Source organism: Enterobacter sp. RHBSTW-00901, assembly GCF_014103115.1.
Classification (GTDB): Bacteria; Pseudomonadota; Gammaproteobacteria; order Enterobacterales; family Enterobacteriaceae; genus Enterobacter; species Enterobacter cloacae_P.
Map to the genome: position 1 here is coordinate 3,240,469 of NZ_JABXPB010000001.1, position 25,161 is coordinate 3,265,629.

Genomic DNA, 25,161 nt, shown 5'->3' on the forward strand with positions numbered 1-25,161 from the left:
TACACGGCCATGGCGGGACAGATAACGTTTTTCCCTCTTTCATCCGTGTGCTGGACGTTCAGCGACGGGGCAGGCTGGCATATTGACGTGATCCCTGCGTCTTCTGCGGTTCTGTTGCTGCGACCCGTAGCGCTGTTGCCTGCCGGCGCACCTTTACTGCGCTGGCGCGATGGCCAGCTTTTACTGGATATCGGCAGGTTCTCCCTGCCGCTCAGTGCCCGGGAGTGTGCCGTTTCGTGGCGCAGCCCGAAAATCCCGCGCCGGCTTTACTGCCCGCGTATGACATTACGGGAGCTGGGGCACCTGCTGAATGTCAGTGCGTTCGTTTTTATCTGCGGCGGTTACGATCCGGCCGCCTCACAAAGGAGATACCGGTAATGTACAGAACGGTTTTCATTCTGGCCCTGAGCTGTGTGATGCTCAGCGGCTGCTCAACCTCCAAAGAGGAAATGCTGCCGGCGGGCGATAACACCATGCTGGAACTGTGGAACGGGGCGGACGGTGGCGGCAGTACTTCCCGCCAGTCTGCGGCGGTCCGCGACACGCTGCGACGCCCGCTGACTGGCAGCGAAACGCAGGCGGACGCGCAGGCCGACCGCAGCTACAGCCGTACTCAGGAAAGCGAAATCACCCAGCAGTTTCCCCGGCTGCCCAACCCCGACATGGTGATGTACCTGTATCCCCATCTGGCAGACGGTAACACGCCGGTGCCGGGTTACAGCACTGTGTTCCCGTTCTACAGCCAGACGCAGTATGCCATGCCTGGCGAGCGCACGGAGGCCCTGTAATGCTTTCACTGTTTACGCGTAATAAATCCACCGACCGGCAGACGCCGGTTGATGACGGCCAGTCCGTTCAGGCAGATGAAACCCTGACCGCGGCCGTGAAGGGCCGGCAACCTCTGAAGCGCCCCGGGAAAATGACGCGCCAGGATGAGGAGAAGGTTTATCACGCCAATCCGTCCATCATTGACTTTTTGCCCTGGGCAGAATTTCTCGATGAAGAGCAGTGTCTCCTGCTCGATGACGGCGTGTCGGTGGGGGCCGTTTATGATGTGACACCGGTGGCGACCGAAGGGCGAACCGAAGAGCGCCTGGAACAGATCCGGGACTCGGTTGAGGATGCACTTCAGGACAGCTTTGATGAACATGACGTGAATCCCTGGGTCGTGCAGTTCTTCTGCCAGGACGAGGACGACACTGACGCGTACCTGGACAGGCTGCGCGGGTATGTCAAACCACATGCACAGCGCACGGCGTTTACCGACGCCTGGCTGGGTGAAATGGAGCGCCATATCCGCAGTATCTCCCGGCCTGAGGGACTTTTTACTGACTCGCTGATTACCGGCCAGCCGTGGCGCGGGCAGCAGCGCCGCACCCGGATGGTTGTTTATCGCTGGCTTGGTAAAAGCCGGGATCCGATGCCGCCGGTGGCGATGCTCAATCAGGTGTGCGACCGGGTCGTTAATGCCCTGGGCGGGGCGGGGATCCGCTGCACCCGGCAGAACGGCCTGCAGGTGCATGGCTGGCTGCTGCGGCTGTTCAATCCGTCACCGGACTGGGTGGAGAAAACCACGCTCTATCGGCAGGCTGCTTACGCAGACCCGCGCGAGACACCTGAAGGCACCGTGCCGGTCAGCAATGATTTTGCCGAAACCCTGTGGTTCACGCCGCCGGTTTCAGACCCGGAAAACGGCGTGTGGTGGATTGACAACAAGCCGCACTGCGCGGTGGCGGTGGAAAAACTGCGTACACCGCCGGAGCCGGGCACCCTGACCGGCGAGAAAAGCCGGGGTGAAAAGAAAATTAATGCCCTGATGGATATGTTTCCGGAAGGGACCATGGTGTGCATGACCGTGGTGGTACAGCCCCAGGACCGGCTTGAAGAGCAGTTTAACCGGCTGTCGAAAAATGCGGTCGGTGAGAATACCGAGTCGGGCCGCGTCCGCCAGGATGTGAAGACGGTCAAAGAGTATCTGGGCAACCGGCACAAGCTGTACCGGGCGGGGATCACCTTCCTGCTGCGCGGCGACGACATGACCAGCCTGAAGCGCAAGCGGCTGGAGCTGTCCACCGTATTGCTCGGGGCCGGTCTGCAGCCGGTACGGCCGGAGTTTGAAGAAGGTCCGCTGAACAGCTGGCTGCGGGCGCTGCCGATGTGCTTTAACCCGGACAGCGACAGAAAACACTGGTATACCCGTCTGACATGGGTTCAGCACCTGGCAGGACTTTTGCCGGTAACCGGGCGGGAAACCGGCACGGGGCACCCCGGCTTCAGCTTTTTCAACCGCGGCGGGGATACCCTGACATTCGATCCGCTCAACAAGCTCGACCGCACCCAGAACGCGCATCTGCTGTTGTTCGGCCCGACCGGGGCGGGCAAGTCGGCCACGCTGTGTGCCGCGCTCTCCCAGCTGATGGCCGTCCATCGTCCGCGGCTGTTTATTGCGGAGGCCGGGAATTCGTTCGGCCTGCTGGCCGACTTCTTTGACAGCCTCGGGCTGACGGTGAATAAAATCAGCGTCAAACCCGGGAGCGGCGTCAGTCTGCCGCCGTTTGCTGATGCTCACAAACTGGTGGAAGAAGGCCTGGCCGCCCAGGCCGTTGATGAGAGCGACCTGCCGGATATCGACACGGACGACGATGGCGAGGATGACAAGCGTGACGTTCTCGGTGAAATGGAAATCTCCGCGCGCATGATGATCACCGGCGGTGACCCGAAAGAAGAGGCTGACCTTAAGCGTGCCGACAGGGCGATGATACGTGAGGCGCTGCTGATGGCGGCACATGCCACGTATAAGGAAGGGCGGCAGATGCTGCCGTCTGACCTGCAGAAGGCGCTGTACGACATTGCCTCTGACAACGATGAGGGCGTCATCAATGTCCGCAATGCCCAGCGCAAGGCGAAAGCGGCGGAAATGGCGGAATCCCTGGGCATGTTCACTCAGGCCGGGAGCTTTGAAGCGGAGCTGTTCAACCGTGAAGGGGAGCTGTGGCCGGAAGCGGACGTGACGCTGGTCGACCTGGGGCATCTGGCGCGTGAGGGCTACGAGGCGCAGATGGCCCTGACCATGGTCTCGATGACCAACATGATTAACAACATCGCGGAGCGTGACCAGTTCCTGGGCCGGGATATTGTCTTCACGGTGGATGAGGCGCATATCGTGACGGTTAATCCGCTGCTGTCGCCGTACATGACCAAGGTGGTCAAGATGTGGCGTAAGCTCGGGGCCTGGTTGTGGCTGGCCACCCAGAATCTTAAGGATTACCCAGACATTGCCGAAAAGATGCTTAACATGGCGGAATGGTGGATTTGTCTGACCATGCCTCCGGAAGAGGTCAAAGATATCAGCCGTTTTCGCGCGCTCACGCCGGAGCAGGAATCGGTGCTGCTTTCCGCCAGTAAACTGTCGGGGTGTTATACGGAAGGCGTGGTGCTGGCGAAACGGATCGAAGCGCTGTTTCGTGCCGTGCCGCCCAGTCTCTTCCTGGCACTGGGCATGACGGAAAAAGAAGAGAAAGCCGAACGCCGGGCGCTGATGAATGAATTTCACTGCAGCGAACTGGAGGCGGCAAAACGCGTCGCGCAGAATCTGGACCGTCTGCGCGGTCTGACGGAAAAACAACAGGAGCCTGCCACGGTATGATGACACTGAAGTACCCTGAACCCACTATTCATGAGCACAGTGGCTCAGCCCTGTTCACCCTGTCGCCTCAGGGGGAGCCCGGTGTGCTCCCGGCGACCCATCAGCACCTGGTGAGGCTGCGGGCAATGCTCAGGCAGCGCCTGACCGGTCCGGTCAGAATGACCTGTCACCCGCACCGGGTGGGACTCAGCAGCAGCGTGGCCATCTATCTTGAGGGAAAGCTGAAGCAGGCGGTGAACATCCTTATCACCGTGACGGGACAGACGAGCTGGCCGCAGGAAGAGGAGTATGCGCATCCGCGCTGGTATATCACGGTGCCGGATTCGGCCGACCTGGCGTATCTGATGCTGTGGATTAACGGGCTGGACGTTTAAAACGAAAACTTGTCTTCACCAGGAGCATGATAACAAAAAGAACAGAATGCTTTTTTGATGCCGGCCGCTGGGGCCGGTTTTTTTATGACTGGCGAGTTTTAGTAAAACGGTAACGCGCGAGGTGTGGGATGAAAATAAAGTTTCCTCCTTGAAAATAGAGTTTCACCCTAAGCCAACGTGCGCTATGTTGATGATATCAACTAGGACGTTGGCTTTGTTATGGCTGGCACATTAAGACTCGAGATACGTCGAAAATTGGATAAATGTATTGCTAAGCAGTCAGGATTCCCTATAGCTCGCCTTCGGAGTAGGAGAAACCATGAAGGATGCCGTCTGGTCCGCGAGTGAAAAGTGCTGCATTGTACGTAAGGTTAAGAATCGCTGTCATAGTGTATCTATTCAGTATGTGTGCATATACAATAACGCAATTGCACAGACATATGCGGGGCGTTTTCATGCGATTCACTGACCTCAAAAGTGAGACCTTAAATCTAAGAGTTTCCAGAAAGTTCAAACAGGCCTTAAAGAAGGCAGCGGAGCATGAGCAGCGGAGCATGGTGAATATGCTTGAGGTACTCCTTTGTGACTATTGCGACCACAAAGGCATTGTGTTGCAAAGCCCAGAAGCCAGCCAAGAACTTGGTCAGGGTCGAGCAGTAACTGGCCGTAAAAAAAACGTAGGGGTTTCTATATGACTTTTCGCTATATTGGCTCCAAATCTAGACTCGTCGACAAGATAGCATCCCACATTGGGCCGCCTAGAAAGGGCGCGTTTTTTGTGGATGCTTTTTGTGGAACTGGAGCTGTAGCTGAGGCTGCTGCGGAGCATGGTTGGAATGTGCGGATTAATGATAGCTTGCACTCAGCTGTTATCTCTGCTGGGGCACGTCTTATCAGCCATGATCAGGTGACCTTCAAAAAACTTGGTGGGTACTCTGGTGCTGTTAGCAAGCTAAACGCAGTTAAGCCATTGCATGATTTTATGTGGCGCACTTATAGCCCCGCTTCGATCGATACGTGTGGAATTGAGCGTAGGTACTTCACCGAAGAAAATGCAGCTAAGATAGACGCTATGCGCTGCTTGATTGTTGAGTGGAAAGGTGCCGGATATATTGACGAAATTGAGGAGAGGCTATTGATTGCCGATCTCTTTAGTGCACTGAACCGCGTTGCCAACATTGCGGGCACTTTTGGCTGCTTCCTCTCCAAATGGACAAGCCAATCTCAAAACAAGATTGCCATGCGTTGCCGTGATCTCAAAGAAACTGGAGTGTGTGTTGAGGCTAGCGTGGGTGATGTGTTCGACGTTCCGAATGTTGCACACGACCTCGTGTATTTGGACCCCCCGTACACCAAGCGTCAATACGCGAGCTATTACCACATCCTTGAAACGGTGGCTCTTGGCGATGAGCCTGTGGTGGAGGGGGTTGCGGGACTTCGTCCATGGAAGGCCTTGGCTTCTGACTTTTGCTACAAGAGCCGTGCTCTCAAAACACTCTCGCGTCTGGTTCATGGCTTGAAGGCTCAAAGGGTACTGCTCTCGTACAGTAGTGAAGGGCACATCTGCATGCAGGACATGAAGGCTGAGCTTTCTAAGATCGGCTCGTCCACAATGTACCCTTTGGGCGCCATTGGTCGATACCGGCCAAACAAGGCAGCCAGTAGCTCGGCGTCCGATGTGAATGAGTTTTTGGTGGTCGTGAAACGGTCCATGGCACAGCTTCCCCAAGCCCAGTCAAAAACAGTTAAAGCTATCAAACCCGTTCTCGTGAGGAGCTATGCATGAGTTCTCCTCGGCCTGTTGAATCAGAGTACCTGGCCCCAGCAGAAGCGGCACTCACTCAGGCTGTGGGAGGGGAAACCAGCTTTGAGCTTCGGCTTCAAGTTTTGGAGGCAGCATCAGCGCGTTTTGGCGGGTTTGACCTAACGGCGTTTCATGAGGCTTTTGGAGTCAAGAGCAAGCGCGCAGCATCAGATCTTTTGGAGCTTGCGGTACCTGTAGCAAGTGCCATCGAGCGTTCACCTATTCACCCTGCTTTGGCACTGAGTGTCTTGGCGCGTGAGGTCTTGCATGAGCAGGATCGAAAAAGCACGGGCGCCTACCATACGGATTTTCGCCTGGCTACACGACTGGCGCAGCTCGCAGCCCCCAAGCTCACACACAAGAGCAAGGTGATTGATCCTGCCTGCGGTGCAGGAATTTTGCTAGCAGCGCTGACTCACGCAGTGTGTGGTATGGATAGAGCCAAGACGGCGCATTGGTTGGCTCACGGTGTGTATGCAGCGGATCTTTCTGGCAACTCTTTGCGTGCGGCACTGCTTGCGCTTGCTTCGTTCACTGATGATGTATCGACTCTTAAGGCTATGCGTGCCCGTTGGTACTGTGGCGATAGCTTGATGGCTGATCGCAAGGTTTGGACTGCCATGGTCCCTGAGGGGTTTGATGCGGTGATCGGCAATCCACCATGGGAAAAGGTCAAGCTCTCACGGCACGAATTCTTGAAGTCCTCAGGCACCAAGCGCCACTACGGGGCCCAAATTCATGGGCTTGATGAGGATCTGTTTGCCCAGCAGCGCAATGAGGTAGCGAACTACTCTCGTCGCCTGTTGGCTCGCTATCCCGATTTGGGTAATGGAGAGCCAGACCTATACATTGCTTTCACGGACCTCTTTTTTGAACTCTGCAAAAAGCAGGGTGTGGTGGTTGCACTAATTCCGGGTGGGCTCATTCGCTCGCAAGGTACCCGCGCCATGCGGCAGAAAATCTTTGATGCGAGCCAAAGCGTGTCCATGTCGATCATCGATAACCGTGCACGGTTCTTTACGATCGACACACGCTTTAAGTTCCTGGCCGTGGCTCTCACTAAGGCTGGCTCTGAAAAGAGCAAGCGTGAGCCCATCACTCTCATGCATGAGCGGGGCACCCCTACGGGATTGGAGATTACGGGAACTGCCACTATTGGGCGTGCAGCACTTGCGGGTGTTCGGGGCGATTTGAGCCTGCCCGAGGTTCGTAACGTGTCTGAGTGGAAGCTCTTCTCAAAGATCGGAGAAGCAGGTGTTTCGTGGGAAGAGCCTGGTTATGGCTGGACCCCGAAGTTTTGCCGTGAAGTTGATATGACCAAGGAGCGTCCTAAGTTCCTGGGGCGTGCCACGCCTGGCGCTTTGCCACTGGTGGAAGGTCGAATGGTGCAGGCGCATCGCTTTGGTGTAAAAGGCCACGTGTCAGGCACTGGTCGCCGTGCGTTGTGGGAGGCTTATGCCATCGGAGACTCACGCCTTGCCCCCCAGTTTTGGATTCGTCTCTCCGACATGCCCAGTGCTAACCAGCACCGTGCGGACGTGCTGCGTGTGGGCTTTTGCGACATTGCGGGTCAGACCAATGAGCGTTCGCTCATGGCCTCGTTAATTCCTGCTGGGGTGGTCTGTGGCAATAAGGTGCCCACGATCCTTTTCCCTGAAGACCCATCAGAAGAACGGCTGCTGGTGTGGGTGTCCATCGCTAACAGTTTTGCCTTTGACTGGATGCTTCGGCGTGTGCTCACTACGACGGTGAATTACTTCCTGCTGCAAAGCGTGCCCATGCCAAAACTCGCCAAAGATGGTTTGCCATGGAAGAGGCTGGTGAGTGCTGCACGCGAATTGCGCACACTTGACAGTGCGGGGGCTACTCGTGAAACCTACGAGCGCATGGCGCAGCTTCGTGGGGAGATTGATGCGGAAGTGGCCGTGGCCTATGGGCTCGATTTGAAGGACATGGAGTTAGTGCTCCAAGACTTCCCGCTTTTGGATCGGGGCCAAGTGGGCTTGCCAGGTGAGGCCAAGTCCACAATTACCCGAGATAATGTTTTGGCTGCAATGGCAAAACGCACAGGAAGTCTGTCTACAGTTTGGTCGCACCGTGCGATGCAGGCACGCGCGCTGGGGGCGATTGCTTATGTACCCTCTGAGTTCGCTCTGGGGGGCGAAGAAATAGAAGAAGGATCCAAAATTCATGGCTAATGGAGCGGGACAGGTTGCTCGAATTCTGTACAAGGAGATTGTTGAGGGAGATCGACGGAAAGCTGATGCGGAGTCTAATGACTCTGATTCTGGAGGGGGGGCAAGAGACTTTCGATTTCCCTACGAGGCGGTGTTGCCAGCTGTTGAGTTGATATTTCCCAATAAAATTCTCCGGGGTGGAAAGGCAGTACATCAAGGTACCTTCTTTTGGAACGAGCCGGACTCAACACAGGTTGTATCAAGAGCAGCTGAGTTTATGTCACCCACAAAGTCTCGGCCGAGAGAGGGATGGATTTCTCAGGTGCCGAAATTTTCATGTTTTGATTCGGACCGAATGCCATCAGGGGGAATTGGGAATCGCGTTTTGTTGCTTCTGATTCAGCTTCATGACCAGTCGGTTTGGCCGCACTTCGCGGAAGAAGCAACTCTTCGTGTTAAAGGCGTTTGGGATCCTTCAGTTGCTCAAGAGCTATTGAGTTGTTTGGATGCACAGCGGGCTGCTAATCGAGCCGTAATTGGCTATATCGACTTCACGAACATGCGTAGGTTCTGTAATGGTAAGTGAAAACTGCAAACAGGTGTTAAAGCTACTCGCACGTTCGCGCAACGTGCTGGTGTCTGGTGCACCTGGCACGGGCAAGTCCAAGCTCTTGGCCGAAGTTGCTTTGGCCTTTGAAACAGCCTTTGGTCTTGCTCCTGCAGGTGGCCCACCGCAGCTCAATCCCATGGGCGGCATCCCTATTCCCCCTGCTGCTGGGGTTGTTAAAGACATTCCTGCACCCACCAAGATGGACCGCAAAGTCTTTCGGACGGTCTTCCACCAAAACTCCAAGTACCGCGATTTCTTATCGGGCATCACGCCTGCGGTCAACAAGACAGCAGGAGACCCAGACTTCACCATCGTGAAGGGGACTCTGTACCGTGCCAGTGAGCATGCGAAGGGTGCCAATGGGGCTGCACTGTTGATCATTGATGAGATCAACCGAGGTCCTGCGGTGCAGGTGTTCGGTGGTGCCATTGTGGCCATTGAGTCCGATAAACGCTTGGCCTCTGATGGGGCCAAACTTGCTGAAACGCAGTTCTTTGAAATGCTCGATCCCGTCTCTGGTGATGTGATCGAATACGCACTGCCCCATGACCTCTATATCCTGGCTGCGATGAATCAGGCCGATGCGTCTGTGGAGCCCTTGGATGTCGCGTTCTTGCGTCGTTGGGAACCTATGCGCCTAGAGCCCGATGAGGCGGCTTTGCGGACGTTTTACGGTTTGGGTGCCAAGGGTGTCAATGCATTGCCTGATGTACCTGCCAGCGTGAACGATGCCTTGGAGGCTTCGGTGAGTGCCTGGATTGCTGTAAACGCGCAAATTGCTCTGGGCCGTGGTCCCGAGTTTCAGATCGGGCATGGTGTACTGATGTCGGATGTGAAGCCGCAAACATTGGGCCTTAATGAAGCTTTGGGCACGCTGTGTGTAGGGTGGGCGAAGGTGCGGGCACACGTGGAAGAGGTATTCTTCGGGGACACACGAGGAATTGCAGCGGCTCTTAATGCGCTGGATGGGCCAGCCTTTAATCCGTTCAAGCTCACCGAGACAACTTTTGCGGATGATTTACGCTTTCGTTTTGAAGGGCCCACGAATTTTGCTGAGAACAATATCTACGCAGCTCTCAGGGCATTTGCCAATCCGAGGGGGTAGCACGTGGTGAACCCCCGAACACGGCTGTCCCTTATTGAGTACGGTACACCCGTTGACCTGAGCCGTGCGATTGCTGAAGCGATTGGGGTGGATCGCACGAAGGCCAACAGCCTTTTATTGGAGGCTGGGAGCCGGATTGCGTCGAGCTTAAGGCTTAGCTACAACCCTATCAGTGTGGATGCCAAGGGCACACGTGCCATCGATTTTGCGGGCCTCATTCGCCTGGCACCTTCACTGGAACTGGAAGTTGCTCCCAAGTTTTTGGGACTCGACGACACAGATGCAGCGTGGCGCGAAGATTTCTTTTTCCTCTCCACGCTTTCACGTCATGGGCGGCTCTTGGCTTCCGAACGCTTATCGGCATCAGGTGGTACCCCAAGGGATTTGTCTACGCTAGTAGCTCGTTCCATCACGAGCATGTACGAGGCCCGTAAACGTCGGCCACTGCGCAGTTATCGTAGTGTGCGTGAAGCAGACTTCTTCATCGATGGGGATCCTGATCCGGTGGATCTCATCTTTCCTTCACCTGATGGCTTTGAGCAAGAGCTCATTCGCTTTGATCGCAAGAACGGTTGGAACGGGGATATCGTGGCAGCGGCCAGGGAGTTACTCCCTGAAGTAAGTGACCCTTCAGCCGCAAGTTCGCTGGTGCGTTTGATTGAGGACCTTTCGCCTCAGAACGTTGCTGCTAACCGTCGAAACCCCATTCCTGCACGGCACCGAGCGTGGAAGCCACTGCATGAGCTGTCTATCGATGTGCTCGGAGGCCTGGGGCTTAACTACAAGCAGGGACAGGCCCATGCACCTGGTTACTTAGTGAATACCTGGCGCGTGTGGGAAGATCTGTTAACGGTGGCCGCACGATTGGGCTTTGGTCGCAGTGCCGTAGTGCCCCAACAGGGCTATCCCTTAGGCACTAAGATCAGGATGATTACCGGTGCTGTGAGCAAGCTTTCAGTGTACCCAGACTGTGTAATTGAGCTCGATGGAACAAGGCCCAGGATGCTGCTGGATGCCAAGTACAAGGGCCACGTGGAGAAGGGACAGCTTCGCATCAGTGAAGCTGACATCTACGAAGCCCTGGCCTTCTCCAAGGCTACTGGATGCAACCTAGTGGCACTAGCCTATCCTGCACAACCAAGCGATGCCCCGCAGCCCGTAGGGACGTGCACTGTCTTTGAAAAGGCTGTGGTGGATGCCGTGCAAATCGTGGGCATTCAGATCGAGAGCCGCCTGATTTCTAGGGCGGGAGCTCTCAGATTATTTGCCGCAAACATGGCTGCTGGGGTTACAGCAGCCTTTGTGTGATTGATTCAAGGGCTTCTTCCTAACAGATTTAGCGATGGTTGATTTTACATTTAGGGGCGGTCTGAAAACGTTTAACATTGTCGGCAGCCAGGAGCTTGACTGCGCCATAACAGCAGGTTAAGTAGTTCCAAGCGTTGGCGTACCAGTATGCCTTTAAGGCTTTCTAATCGCTAAGTATGAAACTTTATTTCTACGGATCCGACCGGCAGGTGCGCCCGGCCTCTGGTTTAGGATGATAACCCCTCCTTTTTCGAACAAAAAAACACCGATCCAGGCGGCTTTTGCCGTTAGTTAGTATTAAACTTTATTTTCATCCCGCACGAGGCGCGGACATTTCATAAATGATTTGATGGGTATTACTTCACCGGGATTACGATCCTCTATCAGGTTAAACATATTATCCCTGCCATGAACTCTGCATCAGCCATCTGGTGTATGCTGCGTAAGTCAAAAAGGATGAATCGCCACGGGTTTAACAGTCACCTGGAAGGCGTCAGTCCGGAGGCCTTCGAAAAGGCCTCACCGTGAGGACAGATACTGTCTGCGGAAGCGGGGGCATTCCAAAGTGCCTGCTGCTGATCATCAAAACTTCAGCCACTGCCCGGTTTAGTCCGCCCCCGGATCCTCCTCAGACCGAGCCGTCAGTCCGACTGCGCTATGGGCCCTAACCCAAAACTGAAGTTCGCGCACCTACGCAAAATCTGTAATTACTCGACTGTTTAGCTGAGCCAAATTTTACGTATGAGCGTAGTTTTCAGCCCCGTTTTTCTCAGATTAAGCGACCAAAACAGTTTTCACACGGCTTGGGCACGCAGCGGTCAGTCAGAACAGGTAAAGCAGTGGGAAAGGAAAATTCTAAACTTGCAGATTAATTTTTGAGTTCTGAAAATGAGTTTATTGCGGCTTTTATGAACGGCCGCGGGCACGCTGACAGACGATTCAGTCTGACGGAGTCCCGATTCATGAAACTGACCCCTCTTGTTTTCCTGCCGGCTCTGCTGCCGGCATTCGCACTGGCCGGCACGGTCTTCTTCACCGACAGTCAACATCTGCCGACAAATCTGCCGCCGGACGTGCCGGTGGTCCTTCTTGATGGTCCTGACCGGCTGCAGGCCGACATGTTCGGGGAATTGCCTGCAGACCCGCAGCAGGCCGAAGCACAGGTCAGGCAGATTATGACGTCTCCTGCCTGGCAACAAAAACAGCTGCAACTAAACGATTCTTATCGGCAGGTGGTCCGGGCCTGGGAGCTGGGCATCAAAAAAGTGCCGGCTGTGGTATTTGATGACCGCGATGTGGTGTACGGCACCACGGATGTGGCCGTGGCCACTTCCCTGCGTAACCGGGGAGGTGGTCAGTGAATACAAAACCTTCCCGCATCAGAACCACGGTGTGCTCGCTGGCGGTTGCCACGGTACTGGGTACGGCAACCGCGCCGGCAGCTATTGCAGCACTTAACACCGCGCAGATTATTGCCAGCGCCGTGTCGCAAAACTGTATCAGCTGGCGTGTGAGTGGCATCTGTTACTGGCTGTTCTGCACCCCCTTTGGCTGCAAGGTGCGCACATCGGTCAAAGTCACCCACTTCATTCCTCAGACAGTCGTTTCGACCTATGTCGCTCCGGGCGGCAACCCGTGGCAGGAAATGGCGTTTGTCAGCCAGACCGCCGGCGGGTTAGAGAGTGCTGTGACCAGCGGGCTTTCCGGTGTTTCTGCCGGAGGAGCCAATCCGGCCGACATGAAAAATCCCGGCCAGCGCAAGTCTGCCGTCCGTTTCAAATATGCCGATGCGATTGGCCACCCGGCCACCTCCCTGATTGGCGGCAGTATTCCGGGCTATTCCTGTGATACCGCAGCCACCCCGTTAATGCCTTACTTCCTGAGTACGCTGGATTCGGCGGCCTGGCGCACGGGCGTGCCGGAGTCCCTCTATCCGGAGGCGCTTGTGCCCGGCCAGCGGGAAATCGGCAGTCAGGCCGCAGCAAATATGTGGGGCAACGTCTATCCCCGTTCGGGGTTTGTCAGCCAGACCGATGATGATAAAGCCTCTGCCGTGGTGGCACAGCGTGTCGCAGACATTATCACCCGCGCCGGGCAGCCGCATGTGTATCAGGTGCTCAAAGGCAACCGTCATGACGGGTACTGGCCACCGGGCGAGGTTAAGGAAAACACCGGCACACGCAATCACAAATGGCAGCGGCTGGCCCCCCACATGACACAGTCATGTGCCGTCTTCCCGGACGGGAGCCACACCGCCGCGAGCGACAACAACGAAGCCTTTGCGTTCTGGCAGCCCTACAGCTGCTGCAAACGACGCGGGCAGACATTTCTGGGCAGCACTGATATCTGATGAGGAAAACCGTGAAAAAAACACCTTCATTTTCAGCCGCTCGCGTAAGCCTGCTGCTGACCGGCTCCCTGCTGAACGTCCTCCCGGCCGCGCACGCAGCCGATGATGACAATACCATCCTGGGCATGTCCCTGCCGCAGGTGAACAACAGCGCCATCGGTTACGGCAAGTCCGTGGATGGGGCGGTGTCAGACAAACTGTTCTACACCCTCGGCGGCGGCTCGGTCATTTCCCAGCCGGCCACGCGCGGCAATATGCAGAAGCTGGGGCTGAATACCGGCTGGAGCAGTGACCTGATGTGCGGCAATTTTGACCTGAAAACCACCGTCGGCAACCAGCTCAACGGCGTCACATCAGGCTTTAAAAACCTGATGGGCGACGTGATTCAGGGGGCCACCGGCGCGGTGGCCAGTCTGCCGGCGATGGTCATTCAGCGGGCCAACCCCGGTCTGTATGACATGCTCACAAACGGCGTGCTTCAGGCCAATGTGTCATTCGACAAGGCGCAGCTCAACTGCCAGAACATGGCGAAAAAGATGATGGACTTCAGCGACAGCAGTAACTGGACGCAGCAGGCCATGATGGATGAATACAAGTCTGTTGTGAACAGCGGAGACACTGACGCGGTTCGTGCAGATGAGGCGGGGCGGAAAGTCACCGGCACGTCGGGCAATAACTGGATTGGCGGTCAGAAACGTGGGGGGGCGGGGCAGCCCGCCATCCGTGTCACCCATGACCTTGTTGCTGCCGGCTACAACATGATGAACGGTCTGCCTGTCACCGCTAATTCGACTGTCGGCGAAAGCAGCTGTAACGGTGGCGCATGCTCTAAATTCGGCAGCGCGGAAGAGGCGGCGGCCATGACCGTGAAGGTGCTGGGCGATCGTTCGATGCGCACCTGTGCCAACGCGAGCGAATGTACCAGCGGTGATGCGGATGACCAGCCCGGTACGACCGTTGCCGGCACCGGCTTTGCCCCACTGCTGGAAGAGGCAACCAAAGCCAACGCTGAGCAGCTGGTCAGGCTCGTCAACGGTACGGAAAAGCCCACGGCCGCGAATCTGGCGAAGCTGAAAACAGGCGGACTGCCGGTGACGGCCGGCGTGATTAAAGCCCTGCAGCGTGATCCGGATAACGCGGCCCTGACCGCCCGCCTTGCAGGCGAGCTGGCCATGTCTGACACGGTGGAAACGGCGCTGCTGATGCGTCGCATGATGGTTACCGGTATGTCGGAGCCGAATGCTGCCGCTCAGCCAAAGGCCATTGATACCGCCGGCCAGCGTATTGAGGCGCTGGATCGGGAAATCGCGGCGCTGAAAAACGAGATGGAGATGAAGCGTGAACTGTCACGTAATTCGGTGCTGACCATTATCGACAGGGAGAACCAGCGCGTCGAAACCAACCCGCAGACCCAGTCTGATGACAATACCGACAGTCGCTTCAACCAGATGGCAGCGCCGCAGTCGGCTGAATGAGGGAATAAGGATGCGTAAAAAAACGACTGTCAGGAAAGTCCTGACCCGTGCCGGCATTTTCCTCGCCTGCATGGCGCTGTTCATGGTGGTCTCACTGATGGTGGCTGACACCGCCATGAAACATCCGACTGAAGCTGCTGCATTCCGGAGCTGGATGCAGTCGACGCGCTACGGCTGGCTGATATGGCGACTGGCGCTGTATGCGCTGGTTGCGTGGGGCCTCTTGAAAATCCGGCATGCGCCGGGTTTGCAAGAGTCGTACAGGCGACCACTGCTGCGCATCAGTGTGGTCAGTGTACTTTTTATCGCGTTATGTGAGTACGCGATGTTTACCGGTCCGGGAGCCTGAAGATGACGACAAACAGCTATCTTGAGTATTTTCTCACGCTGCTCGGCTGGGTGATCAATAACGGCCTGTGGAATGTCCTGCTGAGTACCGGGCTTTTTGTCCTGCCGCTGGCGTTTAAGGTGGTGGGGGTTTGGCTCAGGGTCCGCGAAGAGGGGGAGGATGAAGGCAACAAGGGGATGCTGTCGTTGCCCCGTATCGAGAACGCGCTGTATGCCGGTTTCCTGGTGATGATTGCCTGCTGCGTACCGCTGATTAATGTCAGCCTCAGTACGATGCAGTACGACACAACCCGGGCAAAGAGCTGTGGTGTGTGGACGCCAAAAGCGCCGGATGAAAGCGGCTATGCCGGCGTGGTCACCAGTCTCAACGGCCAGACGGCTGCAGCACCGGTATGGTGGGTGCTGATTCATAAACTCTCAAAAGGGGTAACCCAGGCAGCCGTGGCGACCATTCCCTGCCGCCCTGACATGCGCCAGATCCGCTTTGAAGTGCAGCATACGCGTATCGACAACAAAGCGCTGGCGCAGGAACTGCAGGACTTCACCAACGACTGCTATTCGGTTGCGTTGTATCTGTGGAAGCAACAGGATCAGGGCCAGACAAAGGACAAAACCACGCTGCGTGATATCGAATGGATTGGCAGCAGTACATTCCTGAGCCGGTATTATCCTTCGTTGCAGTCCAAACTGCCCCGGGCTGCGTTCCCGTGGACCGACAGCCGGGACAGCGGCCGGCCCAATACAGGAAGAGGAGGCTATCCCACCTGCAGCGAGTGGTGGAGCAGTACGGACACCGGACTGAAAGCACGGGTGAAGGACCAGGCCGACCCCGATATGTGGCTGCGTATCTCGGCCGCAATGAAAATGTCAGGCTTTAACGACAGTGACTATCAGGAAGCCGTCATCCGTCGTCTGGTCAGCCCGGAAAGCCTGACGGTCTCACAGAATGGTCACGTGTATGCCGGCTATGGCGGCAACGCCGATTTTACCCTGGATAATGCCGCGGCGCGCGTGGCCTCCATTGGCGGTACGGCCCTCGGCAGTCTGGCCGCGTTCCCGGCGTTCGATGCGATGCGGCAGGCGCTGCCAATGGTGCAGGCCATCCTGCTGATGGCAATATATGTCATGCTGCCGCTGATCCTGGCATTTGCGGCCTACGAATTCAAAACCGTTATTACGCTGACCTTTGTGATATTTGCTCTTAACTTCCTGACATTCTGGTGGGAACTGGCGCGCTGGCTCGACAGCTGGTTGTTAACCGCGTTGTACAGTTCAGACACTCACAGCCGCTTTAATATGGCAGGGCTGCAGAACAGTACCGATGACCTTATTATGAATCTGGTTATGGGAGCGATGTTTATTGTACTGCCTGCCGTTTGGTTAGGAGCATTATCTTGGGCGGGAGTAAGAATAGGCGATGTAATCTCTGGGGCACTTAAAACTGGGGTTGCTAAACCTCAAGAAACCGGGGGAGCAGCTGTAGATTCAGTTAAAAAAAGTGTTCGTTTATAATGGCATATTAAGCGAGGCGTGAATGCCTCGCTTAATCTAGTTTCTCAGACGTAATGTCATCAGAACCCGTATAATAACCATATCCATCTTTACCATATCTGTAACCGGGGCCTGTGCTTGAATCATCATCGTCAGGAGCTGACGAGCTGACATTTTTTGCAATGAAGGTGATACATAAAAGAAAGATCAGGCATGCGGAGATCACAAAACCCACTGTCAAAAGCCCTGCTAGAGTGCCGGCAAAAACCAGAATCAAGGGTATATGGCCAATCCATGTAGGTATTCTATTTTTCTTTGCCAATGTTACGCAAATTTTATCAAGATTCAGGAGATTAACTTTCATTTGCTTATAAAGGATTGCAAGTCTTGCTCCACGATTCCAAGCTCGATTTTTTTGAGATTGAGGCATTACATTCCTCCATACTAGGTAAGCCTTAAAGACCACTATAGCCATAGCCGATTTTTTGTGCAATTAACAAGGGCTATTAGTATCCTGTAATAGCCCCCGTTTAAACCGGACACTTCACCAGTAAGACATAGGCATAGAGCTATGTTTAAGGAGTGTCCTGTGCAAAGAATCGAAGTGATCACTGGCGAGCAAAAGCGCCGCCGTTATACTCCCGAAGAGAAAGCCCGTTTTGTAGCGCTCGCCATGCAGCCCTGACCTGCTCCCCGTTGATTAATACACCGTGATGTTAGTAATGTCTTCATATGACCCTGACCCCGAATATGCTCCAGTCATAATCAGGAATAACCGGCTTCATGTTGGCTGCATATTCAGGCAACCGGCAGACTTTTCAGCAAATTCAGATGGCGTCATCCAGCCCAGCGCAGAATGGGGACGTCTCTGGTTATAGTGTATGCGCCAGGCCTCGATTTTGCACCGTGCATCCTCCAGGGACATGAACCAGTTTTCGTTCAGGCATTCCTGCCGTAATCTGCCGTTGAAGGACTCCACCGTCGCATTGTCCGTCGGTGTTCCCGGGCGTGAGAAGTCGATTCTGATGCCTCTTTCGTACACCCATCTGTCCAGCATTTTACCTGCAAATTCAGAACCATTATCGGTTTTCAGCAACTGAGGTAAAGGACGTCTGAGCGCTATGCTGTTCAGCATTTCTGCCACTTCTGTTGAACGCAAATTCTGCCCCACGCAGATCCCCAGGCATTCGCGGGTGTACAGGTCGATAACCGTCAGCAGGCGCAGTCGTCGCCCGTCAAACAACGCATCAGAGACAAAATCCATGCCCCAGACGTGATTCGGATACAGACCCTGAGGCTGCGGTTGTCGGCGCTGGGCCGATTTATTGCGGCGTGGCCGTTTGAGACGCAGTGACAGCCCCTGTTCGCTGTAAAGCCGGTAGATCCGTTTGTGATTATCGCGCCAGCCTTCCCGCCTGAGCATCACGTGTACCCGGCGGTACCCGTAATGAACCCGGGTTTCGGTTATCTCACGGATGCGTAGCCGCAGTGCGCTGTCGTCGGCGGCCACAGAACGATATCGAAACGAGCTGCGGCTGACCCGCAGCGCAAAACAGACCTGTCTCTCACTGGCCCCGTAGCGGGCTTGCAAATCCCTGACCCATTCGCGCAGGTGTGCCAGCGTCAGCTCTTTTTTGCCAGCACGTCCTGCAGCATCGCCTTGTCGAGGCTCAGATCGGCAACCAGCCTCTTCAGCCGCAGATTTTCCTCTTCCAGTTGCCGCATATGCTTCAGCTCCGAAGGAGAAATACCACCGTATTTTTTACGCCACGTATAGAAAGTGGCATCCGAAATGCCCAGCTTGCGACAGACGTCCGGCACTGACGTACCCAGTTCAGCCTGCTTCAGGGCAAAAACAATCTGCTCTTCGGTGAATCGTGACTTTTTCATCGGCACCACCTCCGTTCAGGGGAGTGTTTATCATGCCGGAATTCTGTTTCTGAATGGAACAGGATTTTGGGTCAGGGTCAGTGGGGATAGGCCCAACGAAAACTCTGGTTAAACTGGCCCAATATGCAAGTAAACGCTGGCCAGCTACGCGAGGAGTAGTTGACCTGAGCAATATAGGGCGACAGCGAAAGTTAATGGCCTTGGTGCCAGTCGAAGAGGTCTGGGGTATTGGCCGTCGGCTCGGTAAAAAATTGCAGTTGATGGGGATTAACAATGCACTCCAGCTGTCTGAGCTGTCTCCTTCATTTATTCGTAAGCAATTTTCAGTGGTTGTTGAACGAACAGTAAGAGAACTCAACGGCATGCCCTGCCTGGGCCTTGAAGAGTTTACAGCTCCAAAGGAGCAAATCATATGCTCCCGCTCCTTTGGAGAAAAACCTACAGATGAATTCAGCATCCATCAGGCCGTCTGCGCTCATGCCGAACGTGCAGCGGAAAAGTTACGCGCAGAGCGCCAGTTTTGTAAACGAGTAGCGGTGTTCATCAGTACCAGTCCCTTTGCAGAGAATGAGTCGTTCTTTAAAATCAGGCTGTAACGGAGCTTGCTGTTCCGGCCCGTGATTCCCGGGATATCATCAAGGCGGCTGTAAGAGCTCTTGAAACAATATTCATCCCGGGGCATCGTTATCAACGCGCAGGTGTAATTCTCACCGATTTTCGCAGCGCGGCAGTATTACAACTTACCCTGTTCGATGACCTTCAGCCTCATCGTAATAGCGATGAATTAATGACACTCATAGACAGCATTAACAGCTCTGGTAAGGGTTCAGTCTGGTTTGCAGGGCAGGGCATTAAAAGTGATGCCACAGGCTGAAAGATGCGAATAGAAAGACTTTCGCCCGCTTTTACAAACAGATTGGATGATATTGTCAGAGTAAGGTAATCTTTTTTATATTTGCTCAAAACCGCACCATTGACATTACAAACTCTATACGGCAGGGTTTACAGTCTGTTACATGGTGAATAAGTCAAGCGTACTTTTCATTGACCGCTTTTTTAGTAAATATGTTTGGAGGATATGGATCGTGAGGAGTCTTACCGCCATTTTAATAATTCCTGCTCTTGTCACAGCCTGTAGCATGCAGGAAATAGCAGATACAAATAATAAAATCAGTCATGGTGCTTCAGGTATAATGAACTCTTTGAGGGGAAACTCTAACCCATCAACTGATGTTACGACACCAATGCATTTACCTCAGTCATTAAAAAAAGAATCCAAGTCTAAAAATTATACTGTAGCTGTTGATGTAGATACTGCTGCTGCCAGAATAAAAAGACATTACAAGTTTATGTCAAGTCAGGAGCTGGATAGTTTACGGAATAGCTCTAATGACGGGGCATGGAAAGCGGCCGCTGAAGATGATGCACATCCAGTTTGGGAGGCAATACCTGGTAGCTATTATAAAATGGGCTCTGACTGGAATGATAACGATCATTTAGATGTAGAAATTGAAAAAAACGGGAGTGGAAGTAAACTCTATATAACATATTCATCGGCATCTGCAGAAAGGCTATCGGGATCTGGCGTACAGAAGTTGATGAAGGAAATTCATTCCGTGGCTATAGGTGAGTGATATTTTATCGGGAAAAGGTAGTTATCATTATGTGTTAATGATAACTACCTGACTTTACCCGTGCCACTGTGCAGTGCGCCGGCCAGATAGTATTTTTCGTTCTGCCCCGGCGTCACTACCCGTTTCTGCTGTCCGCGCAACTGCCAGTCCGCACCGATTTTAGGATTAAGGTGGATATCCACTTCATCTTCATAAAATACCGGATGCTCTGCGCTGCATTCATCCAGCGCTTTGTGGATTACCGCCATCTTTTCATCTTTATGTGGGTCACGGATACGCAGAGTTGGCGCGGCCCTGCGCCATACAAGCCCCGCAGATGGCAACCAGCGGCGAACGGTTCCTGCATGTAACTGGCAACCGGTTATCTCATTGATTTTTAATGCCAGTAATTCGGTGCTCCAGCGTGAACGTTGATAACCAAAATCGCCGGGAGAATGCTTTATCAGCTCACGTAACAGGGTGCAGATATGTTCAAAAGGCCAGCGTCGGGAGCGCCCTGCGGGTAAGGATTTCAGGCCTTCAATACCTGAGTGCGTAAACCAGTTAATCCAGCGACCAACGGATGAACGGGCACAACAGAGAGTTCTGGCAACATCGCTGACCCGTTCACCCCGATGAAGCATCAGCATGGCCGTGAGTCTGCGGGCATGATTTTTATCGCGCGTTTTATGAATAGCTTTCTGCATCAGGCGTCGTTCGCCACGGGGTATTGGTGCTATGATCGGCATCGCTCAGTCCGGTTGGTGGTTTTGGTTGGTTTGGCGATTGATCAGATCGCACAATCCGGGCTGAGTTCCCTTTCAGTGATCTACTATTCCGCGCATCTATTTAGTCATTAAGAATATATTTAGATCAATAGAGGTTAATAATAAATAAAAGAATAAAAAGTTAGATAATCCGAAAATCAGAATCATAAGGCGTTGTTTTAAAATATCCATATCAACCACTTTCATCGGAGAAAACTACATATTACTCACCCAAAAAACGATGTCTACATCCATTTGACGTCGTATTTCCCTGTTGGTACTATCAAACTGTTGTACTGTCGCACTGGCGACCACCAATGCTCTTGTAGCCTGTGATGAGCGCCTTTGGGTGGCTACAGTCGCACTTAAGCTGCGACCACCAATGTTCCGGCAGTCTGTGAGGAGCGCCTTCGGGTGACTGCACAATAAAACTCTCTAAGCCTGAAAGGGAGTACATGAAAAATGTGGCAAATCTGCTCACCTTTGAAAGCAGATATCGTCTATGAAGGCGCACTATGACGCGGCGATGAAGGTTTACTGTGTAGCAAATCTGCCAGTTTCAATTCACTTCCGTTCTGTGAACGGCATCAGTTCAACGTCTTCTCATTTGCAGTGATACGCCCTGAGTTTCGTACGACTTTTGCATCGACGGATAAGGCCATTTGGTACATTTGGCCGCTTACGGAGTTGCATTAGGAGCACGAAGCTGCGCGGCGTCACTTGTGAAGTGGCGAAGACACTACCAAGTGACGCGCGCAGCGCATAACGTCTCAACCCACGTAAGACGTGGTTTTCAACGTTTTACTACCATCTGACCAACATGTAGCCCGTGTCAGTGCGGTTTTAAAATCACTTTCACATCAACGTAAGCACGACGGGAGGCCGTCTGAACGTTCAACTATCAGTAAGGAGGAAATCGACTCGGTATCGATGGCGACACTACGAGCAGTAGTGTTGGAGGCAGCTTGACGTAAGTCAGCTCTGCATAAGCAGCAAACAGATCAGAGATCTGGGGTGCCTCGCAAGAACTCAACAATTCGCCGCCCCGATGCACAGATACCAGTCGAGACGCAGGAAGCGCAACAGCAACCGTGTCGTCGGGGAATGAATTGCTGGTCTACAGATCCGTCTGCTTCTTTACAAGCAGAGGGACGTGTATGCCTTTGGAGAGAGTGAAATGTCCAGATTCAGTAAACAGCTGTGCAAACAACTCGTCACGCTTGCCCGTCAGGGGCGGGGAAGTTATAAAACGGTGGCTGACCGTTCAAGAATCGCAGAACGTTTTTCTGAACGACTGTCTGAACTGAATATTCAGATCAGGGACGTAAAACATATCAAAACTTCCCATATTGAAAAGTATATTGAGAGCAGGAAGGCAGATAGTTTATCTCTCAGGACGTTACAGAATGAGATGTCTGCTATCCGTTCTGTTTTATTATCAGCAGGAAGAAATAAACTGGCCGATCCCAGTCACATTAACCTGAGTAATCAGGCGCTCGGGATTTCTGGTGCTAACCGGGATGGAACTAAACTTCCCATTACAGACGAAAAACTTAATGCTGTGGTCAGTTTTGCCCAAAGAAAAGACGAGGGCGTTGCTCTTGCTGTGCAACTTTCCCGATATCTTGGATTGAGAACAGAAGAAACCGTTCAGTCTGCAAAGTCTTTAAAGACATGGAGGCAGGCACTGATTAATAATCATGAGCGTGTCCGTGTTGTTTTCGGGACTAAAGGCGGACGTCCAAGGGAAACGACAGTTTTTAATCGCGAAAAAGTTTTATCAATTCTTGACAAGGCAATTAGTTATGTCAGTGAACATAACGGAAAACTGATTGATAAACCCTCTCTGCATACCGCTATTGATCGCTACCGTAATATTGTAAGAGAGGCCGGAATGAATGGTAAAAATGCGCCGCACAGTTTACGTTACGCTTACTCCCGCGATGCTGTAAATCACCATATTAAAAATGGAATGAGTCGCGATGAATCCGAGGCATTAGTTTCAATGGACCTGGGCCATGGAGATGGTCGGGGGCGTTATATTAAACAAGTTTATTTTCGTAAGGAAAAAGAATAGATTGTATCGCTACTGAATTTTCAGGATGTACAGCCACAGCTCATGCAGGGCTGTGGCTTCTTTAAATTATCAATCAGTAAATTTACATGTTCGAATAGCTTTAATGCTTGATGCGCCAGCAAGTCTTACTGTTTCATTTATTGACTTTCCGTTTCTGAAAGGATTGATTGTCTCTTTTTTACTTGTTGGATTTATTTTTAATCTGATAATTGTTTTGACATGCAAAAAATATCGTTTCTTTATTCCGGGTGTGTGAGTCATTCGCATTTTTCTTGACAAGATATCCGCAAGTACTGCTGCCAGTGGGGAGTCTGGAGTTGCTGTACATGATGATGGGTGAGTTTTACCCGACATGTACGGGTAACTCGCAGTTCCCCACCCATGATAGTTTATAAAGTTATTAATGAATCAAAAATAAAAACCTTCAGCATGTAATATTGATATTAATATCTTTGACCGCGTCAATATCCATACCTGTAAAATCAGGGGGCAGTATTACCCCGAACTATTTATTTCGGCAGGATTTCTGCTGTGATATGTACTTTATTTCCCATGCGGGCTTCGGTAATATTATAATACCTGTCACCCTGCTTGTCAGCCTGCTGGCGAATTTTTTCTTCCGTCTGCTCCAGTGTATCGCCTGTTGCCGTCACGGTTTGAGCACAGACTGAAAAAGGCAGGATTATAGAGAGGAATAACGTCATGATATTTTTCATTGATAATCCCTTGATTAATAATTAAATGGATGACTTAAGCCAGGCTGCGATATTCTGGGTAATGCTGTCAACCTGTTGATGACTATTTTAATCTGTAGTCATTCAATCCTTGTAACATCAGGATGATCCTGGTGTCAGTGAAAATACGAAATCAACACGTTGGTATCATTACCCACCTGTGAACTGACGTCGGCATTTTGAATCTCACTTCGGCGTGCCCCCTCCGAATGGCGCAAAACATTTCGTGGTATGGCATGATAGCACCCGAAGAGAGTCAATTCAGGGTGGTAAATGTGAAACCAGTAACGCTATACGATGTCGCAGAGTATGCCGGTGTCTCTTATCAGACCGTTTCCCGCGTGATGAACCAGGCCAGCCACGTCTCTGCGAAAACGCGGGAAAAGGTGGAAGCGGCGATGGCGCAGCTGAACTACATTCCCAACCGCGTGGCACAACAACTGGCGGGCAAACAGTCGTTGCTGATTGGCGTTGCTACCTCCAGTCTGGCCCTGCACGCGCCGTCGCAAATTGTCGCGGCGATTAAATCTCGCGCCGATCAACTGGGTGCCAGCGTGGTGGTGTCGATGGTAGAACGAAGCGGCGTCGAAGCCTGTAAAGCGGCGGTGCACAATCTTCTCGCGCAACGCGTCAGTGGGCTGATCATTAACTATCCGCTGGATGACCAGGATGCCATTGCTGTGGAAGCTGCCTGCGCTAATGTTCCGGCGTTATTTCTTGATGTCTCTGACCAGACTCCCATCAACAGTATTATTTTCTCCCATGAAGACGGTACGCGACTGGGCGTGGAGCATCTGGTCGCATTGGGTCACCAGCAAATCGCGCTGTTAGCGGGCCCATTAAGTTCTGTCTCGGCGCGTCTGCGTCTGGCGGGCTGGCATAAATATCTCACTCGCAATCAAATTCAGCCGATAGCGGAACGGGAAGGCGACTGGAGTGCCATGTCCGGTTTTCAACAAACCATGCAAATGCTAAATGAGGGCATCGTTCCCACTGCGATGCTGGTTGCCAACGATCAGATGGCGCTGGGCGCAATGCGCGCCATTACCGAGTCCGGGTTGCGCGTTGGTGCGGATATCTCGGTAGTGGGATACGACGATACCGAAGACAGCTCGTGTTATATCCCGCCGTTAACCACCATCAAACAGGATTTTCGCCTGCTGGGGCAAACCAGCGTGGACCGCTTGCTGCAACTCTCTCAGGGCCAGGCGGTGAAGGGCAATCAGCTTTTGCCCGTCTCTCTGGTGAAAAGAAAAACCACCCTGGCGCCCAAGACGCAAACCGCCTCTCCCCGCGCGTTGGCCGATTCATTAATGCAGCTGGCACGACAAGTTTCCCGACTGGAAAGCGGGCAGTGAGCGCAACGCAATTAATGTGAGTCAGCTCACTCAT

Annotated in this window: 24 protein-coding genes and 1 pseudogene; 20 read left to right on the plus strand and 5 right to left on the minus strand. The window is 53.3% G+C overall.

The window, feature by feature from the left end:
* Positions 1-9 precede the first annotated feature (9 nt).
* The 15 genes from HV318_RS15615 to HV318_RS15685 all read left to right on the plus strand — a co-directional run bounded on the left by HV318_RS15615 (position 10) and on the right by HV318_RS15685 (position 16,709).
* A complete protein-coding gene (locus HV318_RS15615; protein ID WP_016151320.1) occupies positions 10-378 on the plus strand; it encodes a hypothetical protein in 369 nt (122 codons plus the stop codon).
* Positions 378-788, plus strand: coding sequence for a TIGR03751 family conjugal transfer lipoprotein (locus HV318_RS15620; protein ID WP_016808256.1), 411 nt, complete (start codon positions 378-380; stop codon positions 786-788). Before HV318_RS15615 ends, HV318_RS15620 begins: the two co-directional genes overlap by 1 nt.
* Positions 788-3,646, plus strand: coding sequence for a conjugative transfer ATPase (locus HV318_RS15625; protein ID WP_016808255.1), 2,859 nt, complete (start codon positions 788-790; stop codon positions 3,644-3,646). The genes HV318_RS15620 and HV318_RS15625 overlap by 1 nt, the downstream gene beginning before the upstream one ends.
* Positions 3,643-4,020, plus strand: a complete 378-nt coding sequence (locus HV318_RS15630) for a hypothetical protein (protein WP_016808254.1) — start codon at positions 3,643-3,645, stop codon at positions 4,018-4,020. The genes HV318_RS15625 and HV318_RS15630 overlap by 4 nt, the downstream gene beginning before the upstream one ends.
* Positions 4,021-4,475: 455 nt before the next feature.
* Entirely contained in the window at positions 4,476-4,715 is a 240-nt protein-coding gene (locus tag HV318_RS15635) for a hypothetical protein (RefSeq protein WP_016808253.1), read from the plus strand.
* Positions 4,712-5,806 carry a DNA adenine methylase gene (locus tag HV318_RS15640; protein ID WP_016808252.1) on the plus strand — a complete coding sequence of 365 codons (1,095 nt, stop codon included), beginning with the start codon at positions 4,712-4,714 and terminating at the stop codon, positions 5,804-5,806. The genes HV318_RS15635 and HV318_RS15640 overlap by 4 nt, the downstream gene beginning before the upstream one ends.
* Positions 5,803-8,022 carry an Eco57I restriction-modification methylase domain-containing protein gene (locus tag HV318_RS15645; protein WP_016808251.1) on the plus strand — a complete coding sequence of 740 codons (2,220 nt, stop codon included), beginning with the start codon at positions 5,803-5,805 and terminating at the stop codon, positions 8,020-8,022. The genes HV318_RS15640 and HV318_RS15645 overlap by 4 nt, the downstream gene beginning before the upstream one ends.
* Entirely contained in the window at positions 8,015-8,587 is a 573-nt protein-coding gene (locus tag HV318_RS15650; RefSeq protein WP_016808250.1) for a hypothetical protein, read from the plus strand. Before HV318_RS15645 ends, HV318_RS15650 begins: the two co-directional genes overlap by 8 nt.
* Complete coding sequence (locus tag HV318_RS15655; protein ID WP_016808249.1) at positions 8,577-9,716, plus strand: AAA family ATPase; 1,140 nt, start codon at positions 8,577-8,579, stop codon at positions 9,714-9,716. Before HV318_RS15650 ends, HV318_RS15655 begins: the two co-directional genes overlap by 11 nt.
* 3 nt (positions 9,717-9,719) lie before the next feature.
* Complete coding sequence (locus HV318_RS15660) at positions 9,720-11,024, plus strand: 5-methylcytosine restriction system specificity protein McrC (protein WP_016808248.1); 1,305 nt, start codon at positions 9,720-9,722, stop codon at positions 11,022-11,024.
* Positions 11,025-11,986: 962 nt separating this feature from the next.
* The gene (locus tag HV318_RS15665; RefSeq protein WP_016808247.1) at positions 11,987-12,385 is read left to right on the plus strand and encodes a TIGR03757 family integrating conjugative element protein; all 399 of its coding nucleotides are present in this window, start codon (positions 11,987-11,989) and stop codon (positions 12,383-12,385) included.
* A complete protein-coding gene (locus tag HV318_RS15670) occupies positions 12,382-13,374 on the plus strand; it encodes a TIGR03756 family integrating conjugative element protein (RefSeq protein ID WP_016808246.1) in 993 nt (330 codons plus the stop codon). Before HV318_RS15665 ends, HV318_RS15670 begins: the two co-directional genes overlap by 4 nt.
* Positions 13,374-14,849 (plus strand): integrating conjugative element protein, encoded by a 1,476-nt coding sequence (locus HV318_RS15675; RefSeq protein WP_016808245.1) that lies wholly within the window; start codon positions 13,374-13,376, stop codon positions 14,847-14,849. Before HV318_RS15670 ends, HV318_RS15675 begins: the two co-directional genes overlap by 1 nt.
* Positions 14,850-14,859: 10 nt before the next feature.
* Positions 14,860-15,198: a hypothetical protein gene (locus HV318_RS15680; RefSeq protein WP_016808244.1), complete on the plus strand. Its 339-nt coding sequence runs from the start codon at positions 14,860-14,862 to the stop codon at positions 15,196-15,198.
* A 2-nt stretch (positions 15,199-15,200) separates the two neighbouring features.
* A complete protein-coding gene (locus HV318_RS15685) occupies positions 15,201-16,709 on the plus strand; it encodes a conjugal transfer protein TraG N-terminal domain-containing protein (RefSeq protein WP_016808243.1) in 1,509 nt (502 codons plus the stop codon).
* Positions 16,710-16,740: 31 nt separating this feature from the next.
* Here the strand turns inward: HV318_RS15685 and HV318_RS15690 are convergent, their stop codons facing one another.
* Together HV318_RS15690 and HV318_RS15695 are read right to left on the minus strand one after the other, a co-directional pair.
* Positions 16,741-17,118, minus strand: a complete 378-nt coding sequence (locus tag HV318_RS15690; protein ID WP_016808242.1) for a hypothetical protein — start codon at positions 17,116-17,118, stop codon at positions 16,741-16,743.
* A gap of 351 nt (positions 17,119-17,469) precedes the next feature.
* Positions 17,470-18,578 (minus strand): IS3 family transposase gene (locus HV318_RS15695; RefSeq protein WP_100214960.1). Its coding sequence is split into 2 segments (ribosomal slippage): positions 17,470-18,317 and positions 18,317-18,578, totalling 1,110 coding nucleotides; the frame shifts between segments, so codons are not numbered across the junction.
* Positions 18,579-18,631: 53 nt separating this feature from the next.
* Between HV318_RS15695 and HV318_RS24210 the strand changes: the two genes are divergently transcribed.
* The 3 genes from HV318_RS24210 (at position 18,632) to HV318_RS15705 (ending at position 20,212) form a co-directional block, all read left to right on the plus strand.
* Complete coding sequence (locus HV318_RS24210; RefSeq protein ID WP_050547113.1) at positions 18,632-19,174, plus strand: DinB/UmuC family translesion DNA polymerase; 543 nt, start codon at positions 18,632-18,634, stop codon at positions 19,172-19,174.
* Positions 19,175-19,212: 38 nt separating this feature from the next.
* Positions 19,213-19,452, plus strand: a complete 240-nt coding sequence (locus HV318_RS24380) for a DUF4113 domain-containing protein (RefSeq protein WP_326928816.1) — start codon at positions 19,213-19,215, stop codon at positions 19,450-19,452.
* Positions 19,453-19,663: 211 nt separating this feature from the next.
* The gene (locus HV318_RS15705) at positions 19,664-20,212 is read left to right on the plus strand and encodes a hypothetical protein (RefSeq protein ID WP_221891797.1); all 549 of its coding nucleotides are present in this window, start codon (positions 19,664-19,666) and stop codon (positions 20,210-20,212) included.
* A gap of 50 nt (positions 20,213-20,262) precedes the next feature.
* Here HV318_RS15705 and HV318_RS15710 read toward each other — a convergent pair.
* Positions 20,263-20,940, minus strand: a pseudogene (locus HV318_RS15710) (IS630-like element ISEc33 family transposase); the annotation flags it as partial.
* Between the two features lie 1,195 nt (positions 20,941-22,135).
* Between HV318_RS15710 and HV318_RS15715 the strand changes: the two are divergent.
* Positions 22,136-23,035 (plus strand): integrase domain-containing protein, encoded by a 900-nt coding sequence (locus HV318_RS15715; protein ID WP_026056053.1) that lies wholly within the window; start codon positions 22,136-22,138, stop codon positions 23,033-23,035.
* Positions 23,036-23,104: 69 nt separating this feature from the next.
* Here HV318_RS15715 and HV318_RS15720 read toward each other — a convergent pair whose 3' ends face one another.
* Complete coding sequence (locus HV318_RS15720; protein ID WP_129008949.1) at positions 23,105-23,389, minus strand: hypothetical protein; 285 nt, start codon at positions 23,387-23,389, stop codon at positions 23,105-23,107.
* Between the two features lie 155 nt (positions 23,390-23,544).
* Positions 23,545-23,751: a YdgH/BhsA/McbA family protein gene (locus HV318_RS15725; protein ID WP_016809494.1), complete on the minus strand. Its 207-nt coding sequence runs from the start codon at positions 23,749-23,751 to the stop codon at positions 23,545-23,547.
* Positions 23,752-24,044: 293 nt separating this feature from the next.
* On the opposite strand from HV318_RS15725, the gene lacI reads away from it, so the two are divergent.
* Entirely contained in the window at positions 24,045-25,127 is a 1,083-nt protein-coding gene (lacI, locus tag HV318_RS15730) for a DNA-binding transcriptional repressor LacI (RefSeq protein WP_024193489.1), read from the plus strand.
* Positions 25,128-25,161: the final 34 nt, after the last annotated feature.

Excerpts from the sequence above, each read along its gene's own strand:
- HV318_RS15615 (WP_016151320.1), top strand. The coding sequence starts at position 10 with ATGGCGGGACAGATAACGTTTTTCCCTCTTTCATCCGTGTGCTGGACG.
- HV318_RS15620 (WP_016808256.1), top strand. The coding sequence starts at position 378 with ATGTACAGAACGGTTTTCATTCTGGCCCTGAGCTGTGTGATGCTCAGC.
- HV318_RS15625 (WP_016808255.1), top strand. The coding sequence starts at position 788 with ATGCTTTCACTGTTTACGCGTAATAAATCCACCGACCGGCAGACGCCG.
- HV318_RS15630 (WP_016808254.1), top strand. The coding sequence starts at position 3,643 with ATGATGACACTGAAGTACCCTGAACCCACTATTCATGAGCACAGTGGC.
- HV318_RS15635 (WP_016808253.1), top strand. The coding sequence starts at position 4,476 with ATGCGATTCACTGACCTCAAAAGTGAGACCTTAAATCTAAGAGTTTCC.
- HV318_RS15640 (WP_016808252.1), top strand. The coding sequence starts at position 4,712 with ATGACTTTTCGCTATATTGGCTCCAAATCTAGACTCGTCGACAAGATA.
- HV318_RS15645 (WP_016808251.1), top strand. The coding sequence starts at position 5,803 with ATGAGTTCTCCTCGGCCTGTTGAATCAGAGTACCTGGCCCCAGCAGAA.
- HV318_RS15650 (WP_016808250.1), top strand. The coding sequence starts at position 8,015 with ATGGCTAATGGAGCGGGACAGGTTGCTCGAATTCTGTACAAGGAGATT.
- HV318_RS15655 (WP_016808249.1), top strand. The coding sequence starts at position 8,577 with ATGGTAAGTGAAAACTGCAAACAGGTGTTAAAGCTACTCGCACGTTCG.
- HV318_RS15665 (WP_016808247.1), top strand. The coding sequence starts at position 11,987 with ATGAAACTGACCCCTCTTGTTTTCCTGCCGGCTCTGCTGCCGGCATTC.
- HV318_RS15675 (WP_016808245.1), top strand. The coding sequence starts at position 13,374 with ATGAGGAAAACCGTGAAAAAAACACCTTCATTTTCAGCCGCTCGCGTA.
- HV318_RS15680 (WP_016808244.1), top strand. The coding sequence starts at position 14,860 with ATGCGTAAAAAAACGACTGTCAGGAAAGTCCTGACCCGTGCCGGCATT.
- HV318_RS15685 (WP_016808243.1), top strand. The coding sequence starts at position 15,201 with ATGACGACAAACAGCTATCTTGAGTATTTTCTCACGCTGCTCGGCTGG.
- HV318_RS15690 (WP_016808242.1), bottom strand. The coding sequence starts at position 17,118 with ATGCCTCAATCTCAAAAAAATCGAGCTTGGAATCGTGGAGCAAGACTT.
- HV318_RS24210 (WP_050547113.1), top strand. The coding sequence starts at position 18,632 with ATGGAACAGGATTTTGGGTCAGGGTCAGTGGGGATAGGCCCAACGAAA.
- HV318_RS15715 (WP_026056053.1), top strand. The coding sequence starts at position 22,136 with ATGTCCAGATTCAGTAAACAGCTGTGCAAACAACTCGTCACGCTTGCC.
- HV318_RS15720 (WP_129008949.1), bottom strand. The coding sequence starts at position 23,389 with ATGTCGGGTAAAACTCACCCATCATCATGTACAGCAACTCCAGACTCC.
- HV318_RS15725 (WP_016809494.1), bottom strand. The coding sequence starts at position 23,751 with ATGAAAAATATCATGACGTTATTCCTCTCTATAATCCTGCCTTTTTCA.